Annotated in this window: 17 protein-coding genes; 12 read left to right on the forward strand and 5 right to left on the reverse strand. The window is 39.2% G+C overall.

Annotated elements, in window-relative coordinates; genetic code table 11:
- Positions 1-23 precede the first annotated feature (23 nt).
- A complete protein-coding gene (locus tag OD757_RS17935) occupies positions 24-572 on the reverse strand; it encodes an RrF2 family transcriptional regulator (RefSeq protein WP_231765124.1) in 549 nt (182 codons plus the stop codon).
- A 383-nt stretch (positions 573-955) separates the two neighbouring features.
- On the opposite strand from OD757_RS17935, the gene OD757_RS17940 reads away from it, so the two are divergent.
- Positions 956-1,324, forward strand: coding sequence for a hypothetical protein (locus OD757_RS17940; RefSeq protein WP_263032785.1), 369 nt, complete (start codon positions 956-958; stop codon positions 1,322-1,324).
- Positions 1,325-1,381: 57 nt separating this feature from the next.
- On the opposite strand, the gene OD757_RS17945 is transcribed toward OD757_RS17940, so the two are convergent.
- The 3 genes from OD757_RS17945 to OD757_RS17955 all read right to left on the reverse strand — a co-directional run bounded on the left by OD757_RS17945 (position 1,382) and on the right by OD757_RS17955 (position 4,141).
- Positions 1,382-2,401, reverse strand: coding sequence for an MBL fold metallo-hydrolase (locus OD757_RS17945; RefSeq protein ID WP_263032725.1), 1,020 nt, complete (start codon positions 2,399-2,401; stop codon positions 1,382-1,384).
- Between the two features lie 141 nt (positions 2,402-2,542).
- On the reverse strand, positions 2,543-3,112 hold the full coding sequence (locus tag OD757_RS17950; protein ID WP_009388373.1) for a TetR/AcrR family transcriptional regulator: 570 nt from the start codon (positions 3,110-3,112) through the stop codon (positions 2,543-2,545).
- A gap of 93 nt (positions 3,113-3,205) precedes the next feature.
- On the reverse strand, positions 3,206-4,141 hold the full coding sequence (locus OD757_RS17955; RefSeq protein WP_263032726.1) for a LysR family transcriptional regulator: 936 nt from the start codon (positions 4,139-4,141) through the stop codon (positions 3,206-3,208).
- A 179-nt stretch (positions 4,142-4,320) separates the two neighbouring features.
- On the opposite strand from OD757_RS17955, the gene OD757_RS17960 reads away from it, so the two are divergent.
- The 8 genes from OD757_RS17960 (at position 4,321) to OD757_RS17995 (ending at position 13,380) form a co-directional block, all read left to right on the forward strand.
- The gene (locus OD757_RS17960) at positions 4,321-5,085 is read left to right on the forward strand and encodes an SDR family oxidoreductase (protein WP_263032727.1); all 765 of its coding nucleotides are present in this window, start codon (positions 4,321-4,323) and stop codon (positions 5,083-5,085) included.
- A gap of 12 nt (positions 5,086-5,097) precedes the next feature.
- A complete protein-coding gene (locus OD757_RS17965; RefSeq protein ID WP_263032728.1) occupies positions 5,098-5,841 on the forward strand; it encodes an SDR family NAD(P)-dependent oxidoreductase in 744 nt (247 codons plus the stop codon).
- Between the two features lie 44 nt (positions 5,842-5,885).
- A complete protein-coding gene (locus OD757_RS17970; protein WP_191900892.1) occupies positions 5,886-6,797 on the forward strand; it encodes an SDR family NAD(P)-dependent oxidoreductase in 912 nt (303 codons plus the stop codon).
- Between the two features lie 2 nt (positions 6,798-6,799).
- Positions 6,800-7,261: a MaoC family dehydratase gene (locus OD757_RS17975; RefSeq protein WP_263032729.1), complete on the forward strand. Its 462-nt coding sequence runs from the start codon at positions 6,800-6,802 to the stop codon at positions 7,259-7,261.
- Between the two features lie 9 nt (positions 7,262-7,270).
- Complete coding sequence (locus OD757_RS17980) at positions 7,271-9,094, forward strand: acyl-CoA dehydrogenase (protein ID WP_263032730.1); 1,824 nt, start codon at positions 7,271-7,273, stop codon at positions 9,092-9,094.
- 157 nt (positions 9,095-9,251) lie between these two features.
- Positions 9,252-10,625: a long-chain fatty acid transporter gene (locus tag OD757_RS17985; RefSeq protein WP_263032731.1), complete on the forward strand. Its 1,374-nt coding sequence runs from the start codon at positions 9,252-9,254 to the stop codon at positions 10,623-10,625.
- 137 nt (positions 10,626-10,762) lie between these two features.
- On the forward strand, positions 10,763-12,403 hold the full coding sequence (locus OD757_RS17990; RefSeq protein WP_263032732.1) for an AMP-binding protein: 1,641 nt from the start codon (positions 10,763-10,765) through the stop codon (positions 12,401-12,403).
- Positions 12,404-12,477: 74 nt separating this feature from the next.
- Positions 12,478-13,380 (forward strand): bile acid:sodium symporter family protein, encoded by a 903-nt coding sequence (locus tag OD757_RS17995; RefSeq protein ID WP_263032733.1) that lies wholly within the window; start codon positions 12,478-12,480, stop codon positions 13,378-13,380.
- Between the two features lie 152 nt (positions 13,381-13,532).
- Here OD757_RS17995 and OD757_RS18000 read toward each other — a convergent pair whose 3' ends face one another.
- Positions 13,533-14,465 (reverse strand): LysR family transcriptional regulator, encoded by a 933-nt coding sequence (locus OD757_RS18000; protein WP_263032734.1) that lies wholly within the window; start codon positions 14,463-14,465, stop codon positions 13,533-13,535.
- A gap of 98 nt (positions 14,466-14,563) precedes the next feature.
- Here OD757_RS18000 and OD757_RS18005 point away from each other — a divergent pair, with 98 nt between their 5' ends.
- From OD757_RS18005 to OD757_RS18015, 3 genes are all read left to right on the forward strand, one after another.
- Positions 14,564-14,998, forward strand: a complete 435-nt coding sequence (locus OD757_RS18005) for a DMT family transporter (RefSeq protein ID WP_009388349.1) — start codon at positions 14,564-14,566, stop codon at positions 14,996-14,998.
- Positions 14,999-15,007: 9 nt separating this feature from the next.
- Positions 15,008-15,472, forward strand: a complete 465-nt coding sequence (locus OD757_RS18010; RefSeq protein ID WP_263032735.1) for a DMT family transporter — start codon at positions 15,008-15,010, stop codon at positions 15,470-15,472.
- A gap of 621 nt (positions 15,473-16,093) precedes the next feature.
- Positions 16,094-16,645, forward strand: a complete 552-nt coding sequence (locus OD757_RS18015; protein WP_263032736.1) for a TetR/AcrR family transcriptional regulator — start codon at positions 16,094-16,096, stop codon at positions 16,643-16,645.
- Positions 16,646-16,727 lie beyond the last annotated feature (82 nt).

Here is a 16,727-nt window from a genome sequence, read left to right on the forward strand (position 1 = left end):
GGGTTTGAGACCCTTTCAGCTCATTAGTCGGGAGTATCCCGTGAGATTTTGTTTTTCCGCATTTTTGCTGTTCTTCCTTCGATGCGTTCATTGATCCAGCCATTTACATCACTAAAAAATACGTCGGGTGCGTAGCGGCCAAAACGGTCAGCAATATCACCAAGTGTATGAGCACCTAATGCATCTCGCATGGCTTTTTCGGCCTGTAGCATGACTGCATGCACTGCACACACACCACTGGTTGCCCAATCTGGCGGAGTATGGTTAAAGACCGCGCATTTGCCGCGGACTTCTTGGCACTCAAAAAGTGGTTTTTCACCTTCAATTGCATTCACAATATCTAGAAAACTGATTTCATGAGCAGGTTTAGCCAGTAAATAACCACCTCGGACACCTTCTTGTGCAACTACAAGACCAGCCTTTTCAAGTTTAGGAAAAATCTTAGCCATAAAACTTGGAGAGACTCCTTGTAATTCGGCAAGATCCTTACTACTCAAAGGTTTATCTTCATTGTTCACAAGAAAAAGAAGACAGTGAATCGCATACTCGACGCTACTAGTGATATAAGCCATTTAATTTCATAATTGATCAATTACAAACACAGACTAATGTAGTCTGTGTTTTTAGTCAACAATAAAACTAAGACAAAGTTAGTCCTAGTTATAAGTGGGCTCTGTCAAAGTGTTAACTATGAATCTATCTAATTGAATAATTTAAATTTTAATAAATAAAAATATTTTATTAATTTCTTTTAATCGTATGGATGTCTAATAGATGTTTAATCAAATAGTTCACAACTTATAAGTAAGTTAGAGGAAAGGGGTTAGACATTTATCATTTATTTATAGAATCTTTTAAATTATATTTATGTAGATTGTTTCAATTAAAATATTGAAAAGCTTTATCTGAATAAAAATATTTTTACATAGCATGATGAATGAATAAGAGAGTTGTTTTGAAAACTGAATTTATTATTAGATGTATTTATGCACTTTGTCTTATCGGTGCAGGGTTTAATCATTTACAAACAGTTCTAATGCACGGTTTGTTTTGGGACTATAACAATGCACCACTATTTACCTGTATTTATTGGACATCTTTAACGTTTATTGATCCAATTGCAGCAATTCTTCTATTTTATAGACCTCGTATCGGCTTAATTCTAACTTTTCTTATTATATTTAGTGATGTCATTCACAACACTTGGATTACATTAAAAGTGGGCCGAGACTTGCTCAACTATATGTATATTTCCCAATTTTTATTTCTGGTTTTTGTTTTGTGCACAATTAAGTTTCCTTGGAAGGCACATAAGACAAGTTAAAATTTTAAGATTGGAGAGCAAAAGCATTCTTTTACTCTCCAAATAATTTCTTCAAACTTACGAACGCCACCAATAATTTTCGATATTGGGTTCGTTTAAGTTTAAGAGTTCTCCCATTTGCGGTGTGCTAATCGCTAACGCATTTTCTTTAGCTAAACCGACAATACGTTCAAACGGGTCATCCCACGCATGAAGTGCCAAGTCAAAAGTACCGTTGTGCACAGGCAATAAATGACGACCTTTTAAATCGAGATGTGCTTGTAAAGTTTGCTCCGGTTGCATATGAACATCGGGCCATTCAGGGTCATAAGCGCCAGTTTCTAACATGGTCAGATCAAACGGACCGTAACGATATCCAATCTCTTTAAACCCATCGAAATAGCCTGTGTCGCCACTAAAAAATATGCGCAAGTCATTATCAATAATCACCCACGACGCCCAAAGTGTTGCATTGCTATCGCCCATACCTCGGCCTGAAAAATGATGGGCAGGGGTAGCAACCAGTTCGAGTCCATCGACAGATGTTGTGTCCCACCAGTCGAGCTGTTGAACTTTTTCTGATGGAATTCCCCATTTAATGAGTGTGTCGCCCACGCCAAGCGGTGTTAAGAAATGCTCAACTTTATCGTTAAGCTGTATGACCGCGTGATAGTCCAAATGGTCGTAGTGGTTATGCGACAAAATCACGCCTTTGATGGGTGGTAAGTCTGCAATGCTAATTGGCGGTTGGTGGAAACGTTTTGGTCCAAGCCATTGAAAAGGTGATGCACGCTCTGAAAAAACTGGGTCTGTTAACCAAAATTCATTTTGCAGTTTTAACAAGATGGTTGAGTGGCCCAAACGAAATAGAGAGCGATCAGGTGCACTTAACAACTGTTCTTTCGACAAACTTAAAACAGGAATTTCTCTTTTTGGAACGGTGTCTTTTGGTTTGTTAAATAAAAACTTCCACATGAGCTGGAGCGTTTTACCAAATGAAGGCTTGTGTTGGTTCTGGCGTGTATTTCTAAATTTGCCATTATGTTGCTGTGATGGCATTAAGGGAGAAGGTAAGTCTGTTGTGTTTGAAATAGTCATCTTGTTTTTCCTTTATTGGAACAAACCTATATGTGCAAATAAGAACTTGGGCTAAGTGCTTATTTATATTAATTTAAATGAGTATTTAATCACTCATTAATTTGTTTAAAAATAAGGACGCCGCGCATCCTTAACTCTTATCTATATTGAAACTGCATGCCAAAACGCTTCAAAACCAGATTTACGATAACGCTCGGTTTGAGAAGGGTCTTGGGCAATAAAATTAAGTGTAACTTCGGCAAGCGCACCTAAAATTGAAGCAATAAATAACGGCGGATAATCTCTTAATTTGCCATCGTTAATACGTTCTTGAATGTTTTGGGTCAGGTCACAAAAGGTTTGCATACCAATTTGTTTGCTTTGCTCAGTAATTTGTTCTGAGGTTGCAAGCTGCGCCATCACTTTACGTTTGAGGGGAGCTTCTAGGCTCCAGTCCAAATAGCTTTGCCAAATATGCGACATTTGTGTTTGTAGGTCAGAATCAGCGGGGTAACCAAGCATCATGACCTGTCGTAGTTCAGCCTTTAGCGAAAGATATAACTGATTAAGCAATTCTTCTTTATTACTAAAATAGGTAAATAAAGTACCTTCCGCTACACCAGCAATTTTGGCAATTTTTGAGGTAGACGCACGTTCGCCAAGCTCTGCCAATGTTTCAATAGCAGCACTTAAAATTGCATTACGTTTATCTTCGCTACGTGGACGGGCCATATACAAATACATTAATTGAGTGATTACTCAATCATACATAAAAGTATGAGTAATGCAAGCGAAATAGAATTTTACTGTCATAAATTTACTATCTTATAAACTATTCATAAGCTGCAATATTTGACTTTTGCACCATAGGATTTGGTGTTCATGGGACTTTTGCTGATCCCAATATAAATTCATTTGATATCCAACTATATCAATGGGTAGCGGATGCACCTTAATTTGAGGGTAAGAATCTTTAAAATAAGCAATTTGACATTGAGGAATCGTAAGTAAATGGTCCATTTGTGTAATTAATCGGATTGCTGTTTCATATTGTTGGCAGCGAAAACTAATTGTTCTTTTGATACCTTGTTTAGATAAGAAAAAATCTTCAAAAACACGACCTGTGGGACGAGAGGACACTGTAATGTGCTTAGCGTCTAAATAAATTTCTTTGGTTAGGTTTGCTTTGGATAATAAGGGATGCTGCTTACGACTTATCACAACAAACTGATCTTTAGTAAGGCATTCATAACCAATGCTCTCTTCAACCGAATGTTGAACATCAATCGCAAAATCAATTTTCCCCGTAGAAAGCTCATGTCTTAAGTTTTTACGATCAATACGTACGCTATTTAACTGTAAATTAGGATTAAATTGAGTTAAGTGTTGAATAATAGAGGGTAAAAAAATTCCTTCATACTCATCATTCATAGCAATTGTGAGATGCTTTAAATCTCGTGCTGGCACAAAGTCATGTGTGCTCTGAATTGCTTGATGCATAAGTTGTAATGATTGTTCAATTTTAGGCCATAAACGTTTGGCTAAAGGCGATGGAACAACGCCGTGCCCATCACGAATAAATAATGGGTCATTAAAATGATCGCGTAAACGAGCTAATGCATGGCTAACAGCAGGTTGACTTAGAAAAAGTTGTTCACTGGCCCGTGTTAGATTTTTTTCTTTATAAATTGCCACAAATACACGAAATAAATTGAGATCCATGCGAGCAAGAGAGGCAATATTATTATTCATTTCATTCATAGTTTGTTATTCAAACAATTCATTTTATTCATTGTAACAAGTTAGATATGGTCAGGAAATAGCGTAAGAAATAGAGTGATTAAAACCGTGAATTTTGAATGTAGGGCTTATGGTAACAACATTTAGAAAGCGTTGATTACAACTAATTTTTATAAAACCTAGGTACATAAGGAAATGATATGGCAACACATTTATTTGATTTGACTGGAAAAATAGCCTTAGTTACAGGTGCAAGTCGCGGCATTGGCGAGGAAATTGCCAAACTTTTAGCTGAACAAGGTGCACATGTAATTGTCTCTAGTCGGAAAGTTGAAGATTGCCAACGTGTTGCTAATGAAATTATTGCAGCAAATGGAAAGGCGGAGGCTTTTGCTTGCCATGTGGGTAAGTTAGAAGATATTGCAGAAATTTTTGAATATATCCGTAAGGAACATGGACGTTTAGATATTTTAGTCAACAATGCGGCCGCCAATCCCTATTTTGGTCATATTCTTGATACGGATATTGCTGCATATAACAAAACGGTTGAAGTCAATATTCGTGGATATTTCTTCATGTCTATTGAAGCGGGCAAATTAATGAAAGGACAGGGCAGCGGTGCAATTGTTAATACGGCATCTGTAAATGCTCTCCAGCCAGGAGACCAACAAGGAATATATTCTATTACCAAAGCTGCTGTGGTGAATATGACTAAAGCATTTGCAAAGGAATGTGGGCCGTTGGGTATTCGAGTGAATGCTTTATTGCCAGGTCTTACCAAGACCAAATTTGCTTCGGCACTATTTGAAAATGAAAATATTTATACAAGCTGGATGAGTTCAATTCCATTACGCCGTCACGCAGAACCACGTGAAATGGCTGGAACTGTACTTTATTTAGTGTCAGATGCTGCGAGTTACACCAATGGTGAATGTATTGTGGTTGATGGCGGTTTAACTATTTAGGGAGAAATAGCAATGTACGAACATTATTCAGGTCAAGTGGTCTTAATCACAGGTGCGGCGAGTGGATTTGGTGCATTGCTGGCAAAGTATGGTGCAAAATTAGTGTTGGGTGACTTGAATATTGAAGGGTTAAATACTGTAGTTGAACCGCTACGCCAAGCAGGAGTAGAGGTGGTTGCGCAAGTGTGTGATGTCAGCTGTGAAGCAGATGTACAGGCTTTGGTGCAAAGTGCAGTTACTCAGTTTGGTAGAGTCGATGTCGGGATCAATAATGCAGGGATGAGTCCGCCTATGAAAAGCTTTATTGATACCGATGAAGCAGATCTGGATTTGAGTTTTGCCGTCAATGCCAAAGGTGTGTTCTTTGGAATGAAGCATCAAATTCGTCAGATGTTGCAACAAGGTGGTGGCATTATTCTGAACGTTGCTTCTGTTGCAGGTTTAGGCGCGGCTCCCAAATTGGCTGCCTATGCTGCGGCAAAGCATGCTGTGGTGGGATTAACCAAAACAGCAGCGATTGAATATGCAAATAAAGGCATTCGAGTTAATGCAATTTGTCCATTTTATACAACCACCCCCATGGTGGTCGACAGTGAACTCAAAGAGAAACAAGACTTTTTAGCGCAGGCCTCGCCAATGAAGCGTCTTGGCCATCCAAGCGAAGTGGTGGCAATGATGCTGATGATGTGTGCCACAGAAAACTCATATCTCACAGGTCAAGCCATTGCAATTGATGGCGGCGTAACAGCTTATTAAAACATTTATTAAATACATCTTATTCATATGTTTAGGAAAAAATCATGACAATTAATTTAATCAATCGAGTGGCTATTGTTACAGGTGCAGGCGCAGGTCTAGGGCGGGAACATGCATTGTTACTGGCTCGTTTGGGTGCAAAAGTGGTCGTGAATGATCTTGGTAGTGATGTAAACGGAAAAGGTGGTTCAACCATGGCGGCCCAAAAAGTCGTGGATGAAATTATTGCGGCTGGTGGCGAAGCGATGGCAAATGGTGCTTCAGTCACTGATATTGAACAAGTTCAACAGATGGTAGATGAAACCATTGCCCGTTGGGGACGTGTAGATATTTTAATTAATAACGCTGGAATTCTTCGAGATAAAACTTTTAGCAAAATGTCACTAGATGACTTTCGTACCGTGATTGATGTCCACTTAATGGGGGCCGTAAATTGCACTAAAGCGGTATGGGATATCATGCGCGAACAAAAATATGGTCGTATTGTTATGACGACTTCATCTTCTGGTCTATATGGCAATTTTGGACAATCGAACTATAGTGCTGCAAAAATGGCATTGGTTGGACTCATGCAGACACTGGCTTTAGAAGGTGAAAAATCTAACGTTCGGGTGAACTGTCTAGCACCAACAGCAGCAACGCGTATGCTTGAAGGATTATTACCCGAAGAAGCCCTTAAAGCTCTTGCTCCAAGCGCGGTCAGTCCTGCAATCGCGACTTTGGTTAGCGAAGATGCACCTACCCGTATGATTCTTTGTGCAGGCGCAGGTAGTTTTGAAGCTGCCCACATTACCCTTACGCAAGGAATTTATTTAGGTACGGATGAACAAGTTCCGCATGTCTTAGCACAACGTTTAGCTGATGTTTCAGACCGAACAGATGAGTTTGTGCCTGTCAGAGGAGGCGCTCAAGGTGAGCTTGAGCTGAAAAAAGCTTCATTAATGGCAGGAGAATAATTTTGACAAAAAATACATTAAGCATCGACCAACTGGTTGAGTTGCAAGGCCAAGCATTAGGTAGCTCGCAATGGATGACCATTGATCAAAGCATGATTAATACCTTTGCGGATGTCACACAAGATCATCAATTTATTCATGTGGATGAAGAAGCTGCTCGTCAGACACCTTTTGGTGGCACTATTGCCCATGGTTTTTTAACACTCTCTTTACTTTCAGCGATGGCCGCTCAGGTCTTGCCGACTGTACAGGGGCAGAAATCAGGCGTGAATTATGGCATCAATAATTTGCGTTTTATTAGTCCTGTACATAGCGGTAAGCGGGTGCGTGGAAATTTTCACTTAAAAAATGTTTCCCAAAAAAATGAGGGAAGTTATCAGTTGATTATGGAAGTCACGATTGAAATCGAAGATCAGGCAAAACCGGCACTTGTGACAGAGTGGCTTACACTTGTGAATTTATAGGAATACCCCATGAGCAATGAATTAATTCTCTCTCGCCGTGATGTCGATTTTTTGCTATTCGATTGGCTAAAAGTCGAAGAACTCAGCCAACGCAATTCTTTTGCAGGACAGGACCGTTTTGAATATACGTCTGTTTTAAACGTTTACGAGGCTTTGGCAACCGATTTATTTGCTCCTCATAATAAAAAAAATGACAGTAACGAACCTGTTTTTGATGGTGAACGTGTAACTGTCAATCCTGAAGTCGGGGTAGCGCTTAAGGCCTTTGCTGATGCAGGTTTGATGAGTGCAGCGTTTCCGTCAGATTGGAATGGGATGAACTTACCCAATACCATCGAGCGTGCAGGTATGGCATATCTACTCGGTGCCAATTCTGGAACAGCGGGCTACGCCTTTTTAACCATTGGTAATGCAAATTTATTAATGGCTCATGGAGAACCTGAAAAAGTTAAACCCTATGTCAACGCTATGATAGAAGGCAAATGCTTCGGAACGATGTGTTTATCTGAACCTCAAGCAGGTTCAAGTCTGGCTGATATTCGTACACGTGCGATTAAAACAAAAGATGGTCGTTATCGTTTGTTTGGAAACAAAATGTGGATTTCAGGCGGTGAGCACGAGATTTCTGACAATATTGTTCATTTGGTTCTGGCAAAAATTCCAGATGAAAATGGACAATTACCAGCAGGTGTGCAAGGCATTTCTCTGTTTACTGTACCGCGCAAATTACTCGATGAAAATGGACAGCCAAGTGAACGTAATGATGTGGTATTAGCTGGAATTAACCACAAAATGGGTTATCGGGGAACTGTGAATTGTGTGCTGAATTTTGGGGAAGGTCGTTTCACACCCGAAGGAGAAGCAGGCGCAATTGGTGAGCTAGTCGGCGAAGCTGGTAAAGGGCTGGCCTATATGTTCCATATGATGAATGAAGCCCGAATTTCGGTTGGACTTGGGGCCGCAGCATTGGGATATACAGGTTATCTTCATGCTTTAGATTATGCAAAAACTCGAGTACAAGGTCGTTCTCGTAGTGAGCGCAATCCAAGTTCTCCACAAATTCCGCTCATTCAACATGCGGATGTACGCCGTATGCTCTTGGCGCAAAAAGCATATGTCTCAGGTGCGTTGGCACTATGCCTATATGCAGCCCGATTAACCGATGATATCCACTCACTTGAAGATGCCGAGCAACGCAATCAAGCCCATCAATTACTTGATCTATTAACGCCAGTAGTGAAAAGCTGGTCTTCTGAATGGGGACTTGTAGCAAATGATTTAGCCATTCAAGTTCATGGCGGATATGGTTATACCCGTGAATATAATGTTGAACAGTTTTATCGGGACAATCGACTTAACCCGATTCATGAAGGAACATTTGGCATTCAGGCACTCGATTTATTAGGGCGAAAAACTCGTCTTAATCAGGGGCAGTCAATGAAGCTATTACATGAAAAAATCATGAATACGATTGAACAAGCCAAAGCAGAGCCTTCTTTAAAAGATCATGCAGATCAATTAGACCAAAAGTGGCAACTCATCCGAAATGTAACAGAAAAATTGCATGCATTAACCGATGTAGAACTTCAACTGGCAAATGCCGCCAATTATCTGGAAGCTTTTGGGCATCTTGTGGTGGGGTGGTTATGGCTTGATCAAGCTGTAGTCATTCATAAACTCATGCCAAACTCAACAGACCCTGATTTTCTGCATGGGAAGCTTGCAGCGTGTGATTATTTCTTTGGCTGGGAAATGCCGAAAATTATGAGTTGGTTAGCGGTACTTGATCCGGTAGAGACGACTCCACTCAATATGTCAGAAGAATGGTTCTAGTAAGAACCATTCCTTAACCGCGCCGTTTGACAGAAAAGGAGAACAACCCGATTTTATAGAAAATACCTAATAAGAATCACTATGTAAAAACAAACATCAGGCGTTCAGTAAAGAGCGCCCTAATAAGTAAAAATAAAAATCTAGGACGGATTAAAAGATGAAAAAGAAAATATTAGTCATGGTCATGGCTTCATTTTGTACGAGCCCACTCTATGCAGCAGCATTTGATCGAACAGGGCAATCAATTTCTGCATTTCTACAACCTGGTAATTATTTTGAGGCAAGTTTATCTGTTTCAGACACTTCGTTAGAAGGACAAGAAGCGGGTACAAACCCAACGCGTAATAGTATTTCTGATATTGCAAACTCTGATTATCGTCCCAGTGCAGCTTTAAAATTACAGTTAGCACCTCAGTTTTCATTTGGTTTTCTTTACGATCAGCCATTTACGTCCGACTCTGAATATTATGGAAATAACAGCTTTGTTGCTAAGCCGAGCGATACGGTTTTAGTACCAGGCATTGATTCAGCAACACTTGCCCAAAAGACCGGTGGAGAAGTCGTAACAGGGAACACCAAATCGAATTTTGTTATGCAAAATTTTAGTCTGATATTTGGTTATCAACCGGATAAAAACTGGAATTTTTATGCAGGTCCTGTTTATCAGACATTTAAAAGTAACGTCAATTTAAGAGGTCAAGTTTTCAGTTTATATAATGGCTATGACTTTAATGCCAAAGAAGTTGGAGATTGGGGATGGCTGGCAGGATTTGGTTATCAAATTCCCGAAAAAGCCATTAAAGCCTCATTGACCTACCGTTCAGAAATTATGCATGAAGTGACAGCTAATGAAAATGCGCCACTGGTTGATATGTTGAGTACGCAGCAAGGACGTGATTTTCTTGATCAGCATTTAGCTTATATGGTTTCTATAGGACAACTCACTGAATCGCGGAGGGAGGCACTCAATCGTATTGTTGCGGGCTTACCCGAAGCAGGAACATCAGGCTCAACTAAGTTTAGAGCGCCAGAGTCAGTAAATTTGGAATTTCAGACCGGATTACGCAAAGGTACTTTATTGTTCGGTAACGTGCGTTGGGTTCACTGGAATGATTTTGAGTTTAAACCGTATCGTTTCGGTGAAATCTCAGAAGTTGTTGGGGTTCTATCAACGCCAAGTCGTCCAAATGGTTTTAATCTGGTTCGTTATTATGATGACCAATGGTCTGCCAATCTTGGAATTGGGCAACGCCTAAGCGATAAATGGTCGGGTTCAGTTTCTGTAGGTTGGGACTCGGGAGCAGGTGAGCGCGTGTCCACAGGCGGGCCAGCTAAAGGTTATTACAGTGTTGGTCTTGGTGCGCAATATAGTCCAACTTCAAAATACTTTATTTCAGGTGGGATGAAGTATCTATGGCTTGGTGATGCCAAAGGTCAGCTTGGTGCTCAGGCAGGCAGTGAATATTATGTTGGTGAATATAAAAATAACTATTCAATCGGTTACGGTTTGAAAATTGGTTATAAATTTTAATTCAACTATTTGATGGATCGCTTAGTTATATAAACAGTTTATTTCTGTACGAGAGTAAGCAAATTAAGAGATTAAAGAAAATATAAAAAGTGGAGTAGGAATAGTTCCATTTCTCCCTCTCATAAAAGGACAATAAGATGACAAAACAGATCTGGTTAGATGAATATAAGCAATGGAATATAGAAAGTACGATTACATTGCCGGATGAACAAACTTCACTTCTCGATTTTTGGGACAACAGTTTTAATAAGTTCCAGAAAAGAAAGGCTTTTATATTTGCAGATCAATCTTTTTCTTATGCTGAAATCGATTTATATAGTCGACAAGTAGCAACATTCTTGCAAAGTTTAGGGCTAGAAAAAGGTACACGTGTTGCCGTGATGATGCCCAATATTATTCAATACCCGATTATTTCACTTGCCGTGATTCGTGCAGGTTATATTCTGGTCAATATTAACCCCCTCTATACAGCACGTGAGTTAAAGCATCAATTAAATGATGCTGGCGCAAAAGTCTTATTTATATTAGAGCAGTTTTTACCTGTTTATGAGGCTGTCAAAGAACAAGTGGCGGTTGAACAGATTATTATTACTACCATGACTGAAATGTTAGTCGAGCAACCTACTGAATTAGACACGTTAGATTCTAAAAAATACGCTTTTAAGCAAATCTTATTGAAGACAAATGCCCAAGACTATATACGTCCTAAGCTTGTTCTTGAGGACACTGCGCTTTTACAATATACGGGCGGAACAACAGGTGTCTCCAAGGGCGCAGAATTAACCCATAAAAATATTGTCGCCAACTTATTACAAAATAATGTGGTTTTTAAAAGCTACTTTGGTGACCGAGATGCTTTTGAAGATGAAATAGCGATCTGTGCCTTACCGCTTTATCATATTTTTGGTTTTACTGTCTGTTTATTGCACAGCGCAATGAATAAAGGTTATGCCACTGTTTTAGTTCCAAACCCGCGTGATTTAGATGCTCTTGTGCACTGTTTTGAAAAATATCGCCCTACGGTTTTTCCTGCTGTAAATACTTTATTTAATGCGCTGATTAATCATGAAGGCTTTAATAAATTGGACCATAGCCGTTTAGAAATTACCACAGGCGGCGGCATGGCAATTTTGAAATCCACTGCCGATGGATGGGAAAAACTGACAGGACGTATTATCCGTGAAGGGTATGGCTTATCAGAAACATCGCCTGTTGCGACCTTTAACCCGCCAATCTCTAATACTTTTAGTGGCACGATCGGTATTCCTGTACCGAGCACGGATATTGCAATTTTAGATGATGAAGGTCATCAATTAGCACCCGGTGAAACTGGAGAAATTGCAATTCGTGGCCCGCAGGTCATGAAAGGTTATTGGAATTTGCCTGAAGAAACGAAAGCGGTCATGACTGCTGATGGTTTCTTTAGAACGGGTGATATTGGCTTTATGAATGAAAAAGGCTATACCAAAATTATTGACCGTAAAAAAGACATGATTTTAGTGTCAGGCTTTAATGTTTTTCCGAACGAAATTGAAGAAGTTTTAGCCCAACATCCCAAAATTTTAGAAGTCGCCGTGGTTGGGATTGCAGATGAAAAATCGGGTGAAGTGCCTAAAGCCTTTATTGTCAAAAAAGATGACTCTTTATCGGTTGAAGAAATCCAAAACTATGCAAAAGAAAACCTGACAGGATATAAACAACCCCGTCATATCCAATTTATCAATGAATTACCCAAGTCGAACGTGGGTAAAATTTTAAGAAAAGAACTCAAGGTTTAATAAAAACTTTTAATTAAAAACATAAATGTATGGGACTAGAAGGTCCATAAATAAATGAAAAAAGGAATGAGATTATGGGTTCAGGATTAATTACCGTATTTTTACCAATTGCACTCGCAATTATTATGGCTGGTTTGGGTCTGGAGTTGACCATAAATGACTTCAAGCGCGTACGACAACATCCAAAAGCTGTGTTTATCGCATTATTTTGCCAACTGGTTATTTTAGTCAGTATTGCTTTTATTATTTGTAAGGTTCTTGCTTTACCACCCATGCTTGCTGTTGGATTAATGCTCCTTTCTGCGTCACCGGGCGGGCCAACTGCTAACTTATTTAGTTATCTCTATAAAGGTGATATCGCTTTAAATATTACTTTAACGGCTATAAATTCGGTCATTGCGGCCTTTACACTTCCATTAATTGTGAATTTTGCAATACAACACTTTATGGAAAATGGACAAAATGTAGGTTTGCAATTCTCTAAAATCATACAAGTTTTTCTCATTATTCTGGTACCCGTTGGGATCGGGATGTTAGTCCGTCATTTTGCGCCGCATACGGCTGAAAAGCTCAATAAACCTGTGCGTATCTTTGCTATCGTTTTTCTCGTATCGATCATCATATTAGCTATTGCACGAGATTATCAAAATCTGATGACATATATTGGGCAAATTGGATTGGCAACTTTGCTGTTTTGCGTATGTAGTTTAATGGTTGGCTATTTTGTTCCAAGATTATTGGGGGTAAATAGTTTTCAGGCAAAAGCTTGCGCGTTTGAAATTGGAATTCATAACAGTACCTTAGCCATGACCATTGCTTTTACAGTAATGGCAAGCAGTATGGCCGCTATGCCAGCAGCCGTTTATTCATTATTTATGTACATTGTTGCGGCAATCTTTGGCACATTGCTAAATCGTCTAGAAAAGCAAGAGATCACACAAATATCAACTAAAACGTACTCAAAGAATCTTCAGTAATATCTGGCAGATAAAGGTATTTAACTACCACCAGATGTCTATAATTTGAATTAAAAGAGGAGGCCTATACCTCCTTTTTTAGTCTCAATAAAAAGAAAGAGTTAGAGTGCTGTTATAAAAGCAAATTGTTAAGCCAATATTGAAGGTTTTCCTTAATCCTGCCAATACGGTCGCTCACCGTAGACCTCAGCAAAATAATCAATCACTACCCGAATATTTAAAGGTGGATGACGCACATTCGGATAAATTGCTGCGATGTGCTGGGGTTGAGACTTAATAGAGGCTTCATATTGAGGTAAAAGTTTTATTAATTTACCCTGTTTTAACGCCTCACCAATGAGCCAGTCAGGAAATAAAACAATTCCCATCCCATTGAGTGCAGCCGTCATTAAGCTCTCGGCATTATTCGAAGCAAGTAAGGGCACAATGGGATAATGTACCCATTCCTCATTTGGCTTTCTAATTAACCAACGGTTAGGTCCTTCAAACCCTTTATAGACTAAACATTTATGCTCATTGAGTGCTTTAGGATGATCAAGCGCGCCGTGTTTAGAAATATATTGAGGAGAGGCTGCCAAGTGATATTTTTGTGTACCAAAAATACGTGCATGAAATGATGAATCTGTCAGAGTTCCAATGCGAAATATTAAATCAGTACTATCCCGAAGAGGGTCTATAAATTCGTCTGTCTGAATCAGTTCTATTAAAAGTCTTGGATAACGTTCTGATAAACCTGCTAACCACGGCGCAATATGTCTTTGACCAAAAAATACGGGCGCATTAATTCTAACCAGCCCAGAGGGTTCTACCGTTTTATCCTGCAATGCTTTTTGAGCTTCATCAAATTGCTCTGTAATTCTTTTGGCATATTCAAAAAACAATTTACCTGATTCGGTCGGTGTGATTGCTCGTGTATTTCGATAAAAAAGTTGCTGCCCCAACGCATCTTCTAACTGTTGAATGGTCCGAGAAATCATCGATGCAGAAACATCTTCTTTTCTCGCCACAATAGAGAAGTTTTGAGCCTTATATACACTGATAAAAAAGCGAAGGGTACGAATATCAATCGAATTTGATAAATTCATCTGTGCAATTTCTGCAAAAGTGATTCATGGATTATGCTGTTTTTCTGCTGAATTGGCTACTCTATGATTCGTTGCCTAAATACCATGAGGCAATGTTCATGCAAATCCTATTACTGTTCCTCACCATTTTAGGTGGGATGGGGCTATCTGTAGAAGCTGGTCTTTTAGGGCCATTAGGTACACAAGTTGGAGAATTGTGGGCCACTTTTAGTATTTTTGGAGTAGGGGCCGCACTTACTTTTTTACTTATGCTGTTTTTTAGCCCTCGTAACAGTCCCTCATTTTTTACTCTTCCATCATGGCAGTTATTGGGTGGGGTAATTGGTCCGATCTACGTCATTATTCTCACCATCACAGCGCCGATTATTGGTATCGCCATGACCATGATTGGGATTTTGGCTGGTCAAGTTTTTAAGAGTCTGATTATTGATCATTATGGGTTACTCGGAACCCCACATAGAAAAGTAGATCGTAAACGTGTACTTGCGCTGGTTTTTATTGTGGTCGCACTTTCGTTAGTCGCAAAAGCATAAGGGGGAAATATGACTATATTTATGATTTTATTGGCAGTCATCGGCGGTGCTTTACTCAGTGTACAAGCGGCAATTAATGGCCAGCTTGGCAGTAAAGTTGGTGTATTCCGTAGTGCATTTTTAACGTTTTCGGTAGGCGCTTTAATTACCGCATTACTAATTTTTTATTTTGAACCCAAGCAAACGTTAACCCTATTAGATGTGCCTAAATGGCAATTACTGGGTGCAATGTGTGGCGTTCCCTATATTGTGATTATGGTATTAGCTGTGCAAAGAATCGGGGCGGCTGTTGCAACGGTTGCGGTGATTTTTGGGCAACTTCTCATGAGTATGTTAATTGATAATTTTGGTTGGTTTGGCAATGAAATTCTGCCTTTTTCAACCTATAGATTGGGCGCGCTCATCTGTTTAGCAATTGCGCTTTATTTTATCTATTCAAGTAGTAAAACGACTCAAGTTGAATCTAATAGTTAACAATGCTTATAAAGCGGGAGGGTTTTATTAAGATAATATTTAAGGTTTTTCTTAATTGTGTAATTAAATGAAAAACAATAATTAATTAAATAATTTCTAGCCAATATCACATTGACACCTTAAATATTGCAGATTACCATTTGCGGGCTGGCCTACACTGCCAGTCGGTTTTGACGGACCGTTTTTGTTTGGACTACATCAGGATTATTTCTTCTGAGGAATAGTTTTGCATGTATCTCTCGTCTCCCTCTCGTAGCGGTAGGACGGGAGTGGGACACCTTCGAGTGTGCTGGAGTCCAAACCAGTCCGTCAACCTGCTTCCGTTCTGCCACCATAATTTATAATGTTTCGGCAGAACTCCCAAAAGAAGGAGTTGGCGATGCATATTCAAAAATTATTGGCAGTCACTGTCAAAATCTATATCGACACCACTTAAATCACTTTAAAGCAGCTCGATCGCCGTAAGGTTTTCAGGCTTTAAATCGTCACGACTAAAACTTAATCAACAATAAAACTTGAGATGTGCTGGGCACAGTCTTTATGGCTTTGCTATGCCTTTTTTTCTCCCAGAAAAGTATCTCATTTATATACAACAAAAATTTATTTTATAACGGTAAAACTATGACAACTTTAGAAAGATCATCCAAAAAATTACAGGTTATTCATACCGCAATAGAGCTGTTTAATATTCATGGATTTCACAATACGGGTGTGGACTTAATTGCCAAAGAATCCAAAATTCCTAAGGGCACTTTTTATAATTACTTTCACTCAAAAGAGCGGCTTATTGAAAGGTGTATATCTTTTCAAAAAAGCCGCCTGAAAGAAGAGGTGCTGGCAATTATCTACTCAAGCCGTTACCGAAACCCAATAGATAAAATTAAAGAAATTATTGTTTTACACGTCAATTTTAATAGTTTGTACCATCTATTACTTAAGGCCATTTTTGAAATTAAACAGATGTATTCGGGGGCCTACCGTATGGTAATTGAGTATAGAAAATGGCTACTTCGAGAACTTTTTGATCTGGTTTTTAGTTTAGAGAATCGTCCGCTCAAACCCGATGCCAATATGGTTTTAAACTTAATTGATGGTTTGATGTTCCAGATTTTAAGTTCAAATCGTTTGGATGAAAGAGATGTGGTGGTGGAGAGGTTTTTTTGGTGGGGATAGCTTAGCAGGGATCAGTTAAAACTAATAAAATATTTCTTAAAGGTTTTAGTAATTTTTCTAAAACTTTTAAAATATTAGCCTA

Origin of the sequence: Acinetobacter sp. AYS6 (assembly GCF_025630795.1) — a bacterium.
Classification (GTDB): domain Bacteria; phylum Pseudomonadota; class Gammaproteobacteria; order Pseudomonadales; family Moraxellaceae; genus Acinetobacter.

Excerpts from the sequence above, each read along its gene's own strand:
- OD757_RS17945 (WP_263032725.1), bottom strand. The coding sequence starts at position 2,401 with ATGACTATTTCAAACACAACAGACTTACCTTCTCCCTTAATGCCATCA.
- OD757_RS17985 (WP_263032731.1), top strand. The coding sequence starts at position 9,252 with ATGAAAAAGAAAATATTAGTCATGGTCATGGCTTCATTTTGTACGAGC.
- OD757_RS17935 (WP_231765124.1), bottom strand. The coding sequence starts at position 572 with ATGGCTTATATCACTAGTAGCGTCGAGTATGCGATTCACTGTCTTCTT.
- OD757_RS18005 (WP_009388349.1), top strand. The coding sequence starts at position 14,564 with ATGCAAATCCTATTACTGTTCCTCACCATTTTAGGTGGGATGGGGCTA.
- OD757_RS18010 (WP_263032735.1), top strand. The coding sequence starts at position 15,008 with ATGACTATATTTATGATTTTATTGGCAGTCATCGGCGGTGCTTTACTC.
- OD757_RS17990 (WP_263032732.1), top strand. The coding sequence starts at position 10,763 with ATGACAAAACAGATCTGGTTAGATGAATATAAGCAATGGAATATAGAA.
- OD757_RS17980 (WP_263032730.1), top strand. The coding sequence starts at position 7,271 with ATGAGCAATGAATTAATTCTCTCTCGCCGTGATGTCGATTTTTTGCTA.
- OD757_RS17965 (WP_263032728.1), top strand. The coding sequence starts at position 5,098 with ATGTACGAACATTATTCAGGTCAAGTGGTCTTAATCACAGGTGCGGCG.
- OD757_RS17955 (WP_263032726.1), bottom strand. The coding sequence starts at position 4,141 with ATGAATGAAATGAATAATAATATTGCCTCTCTTGCTCGCATGGATCTC.
- OD757_RS17950 (WP_009388373.1), bottom strand. The coding sequence starts at position 3,112 with ATGGCCCGTCCACGTAGCGAAGATAAACGTAATGCAATTTTAAGTGCT.
- OD757_RS17960 (WP_263032727.1), top strand. The coding sequence starts at position 4,321 with ATGGCAACACATTTATTTGATTTGACTGGAAAAATAGCCTTAGTTACA.
- OD757_RS18000 (WP_263032734.1), bottom strand. The coding sequence starts at position 14,465 with ATGAATTTATCAAATTCGATTGATATTCGTACCCTTCGCTTTTTTATC.
- OD757_RS17970 (WP_191900892.1), top strand. The coding sequence starts at position 5,886 with ATGACAATTAATTTAATCAATCGAGTGGCTATTGTTACAGGTGCAGGC.
- OD757_RS18015 (WP_263032736.1), top strand. The coding sequence starts at position 16,094 with ATGACAACTTTAGAAAGATCATCCAAAAAATTACAGGTTATTCATACC.
- OD757_RS17995 (WP_263032733.1), top strand. The coding sequence starts at position 12,478 with ATGGGTTCAGGATTAATTACCGTATTTTTACCAATTGCACTCGCAATT.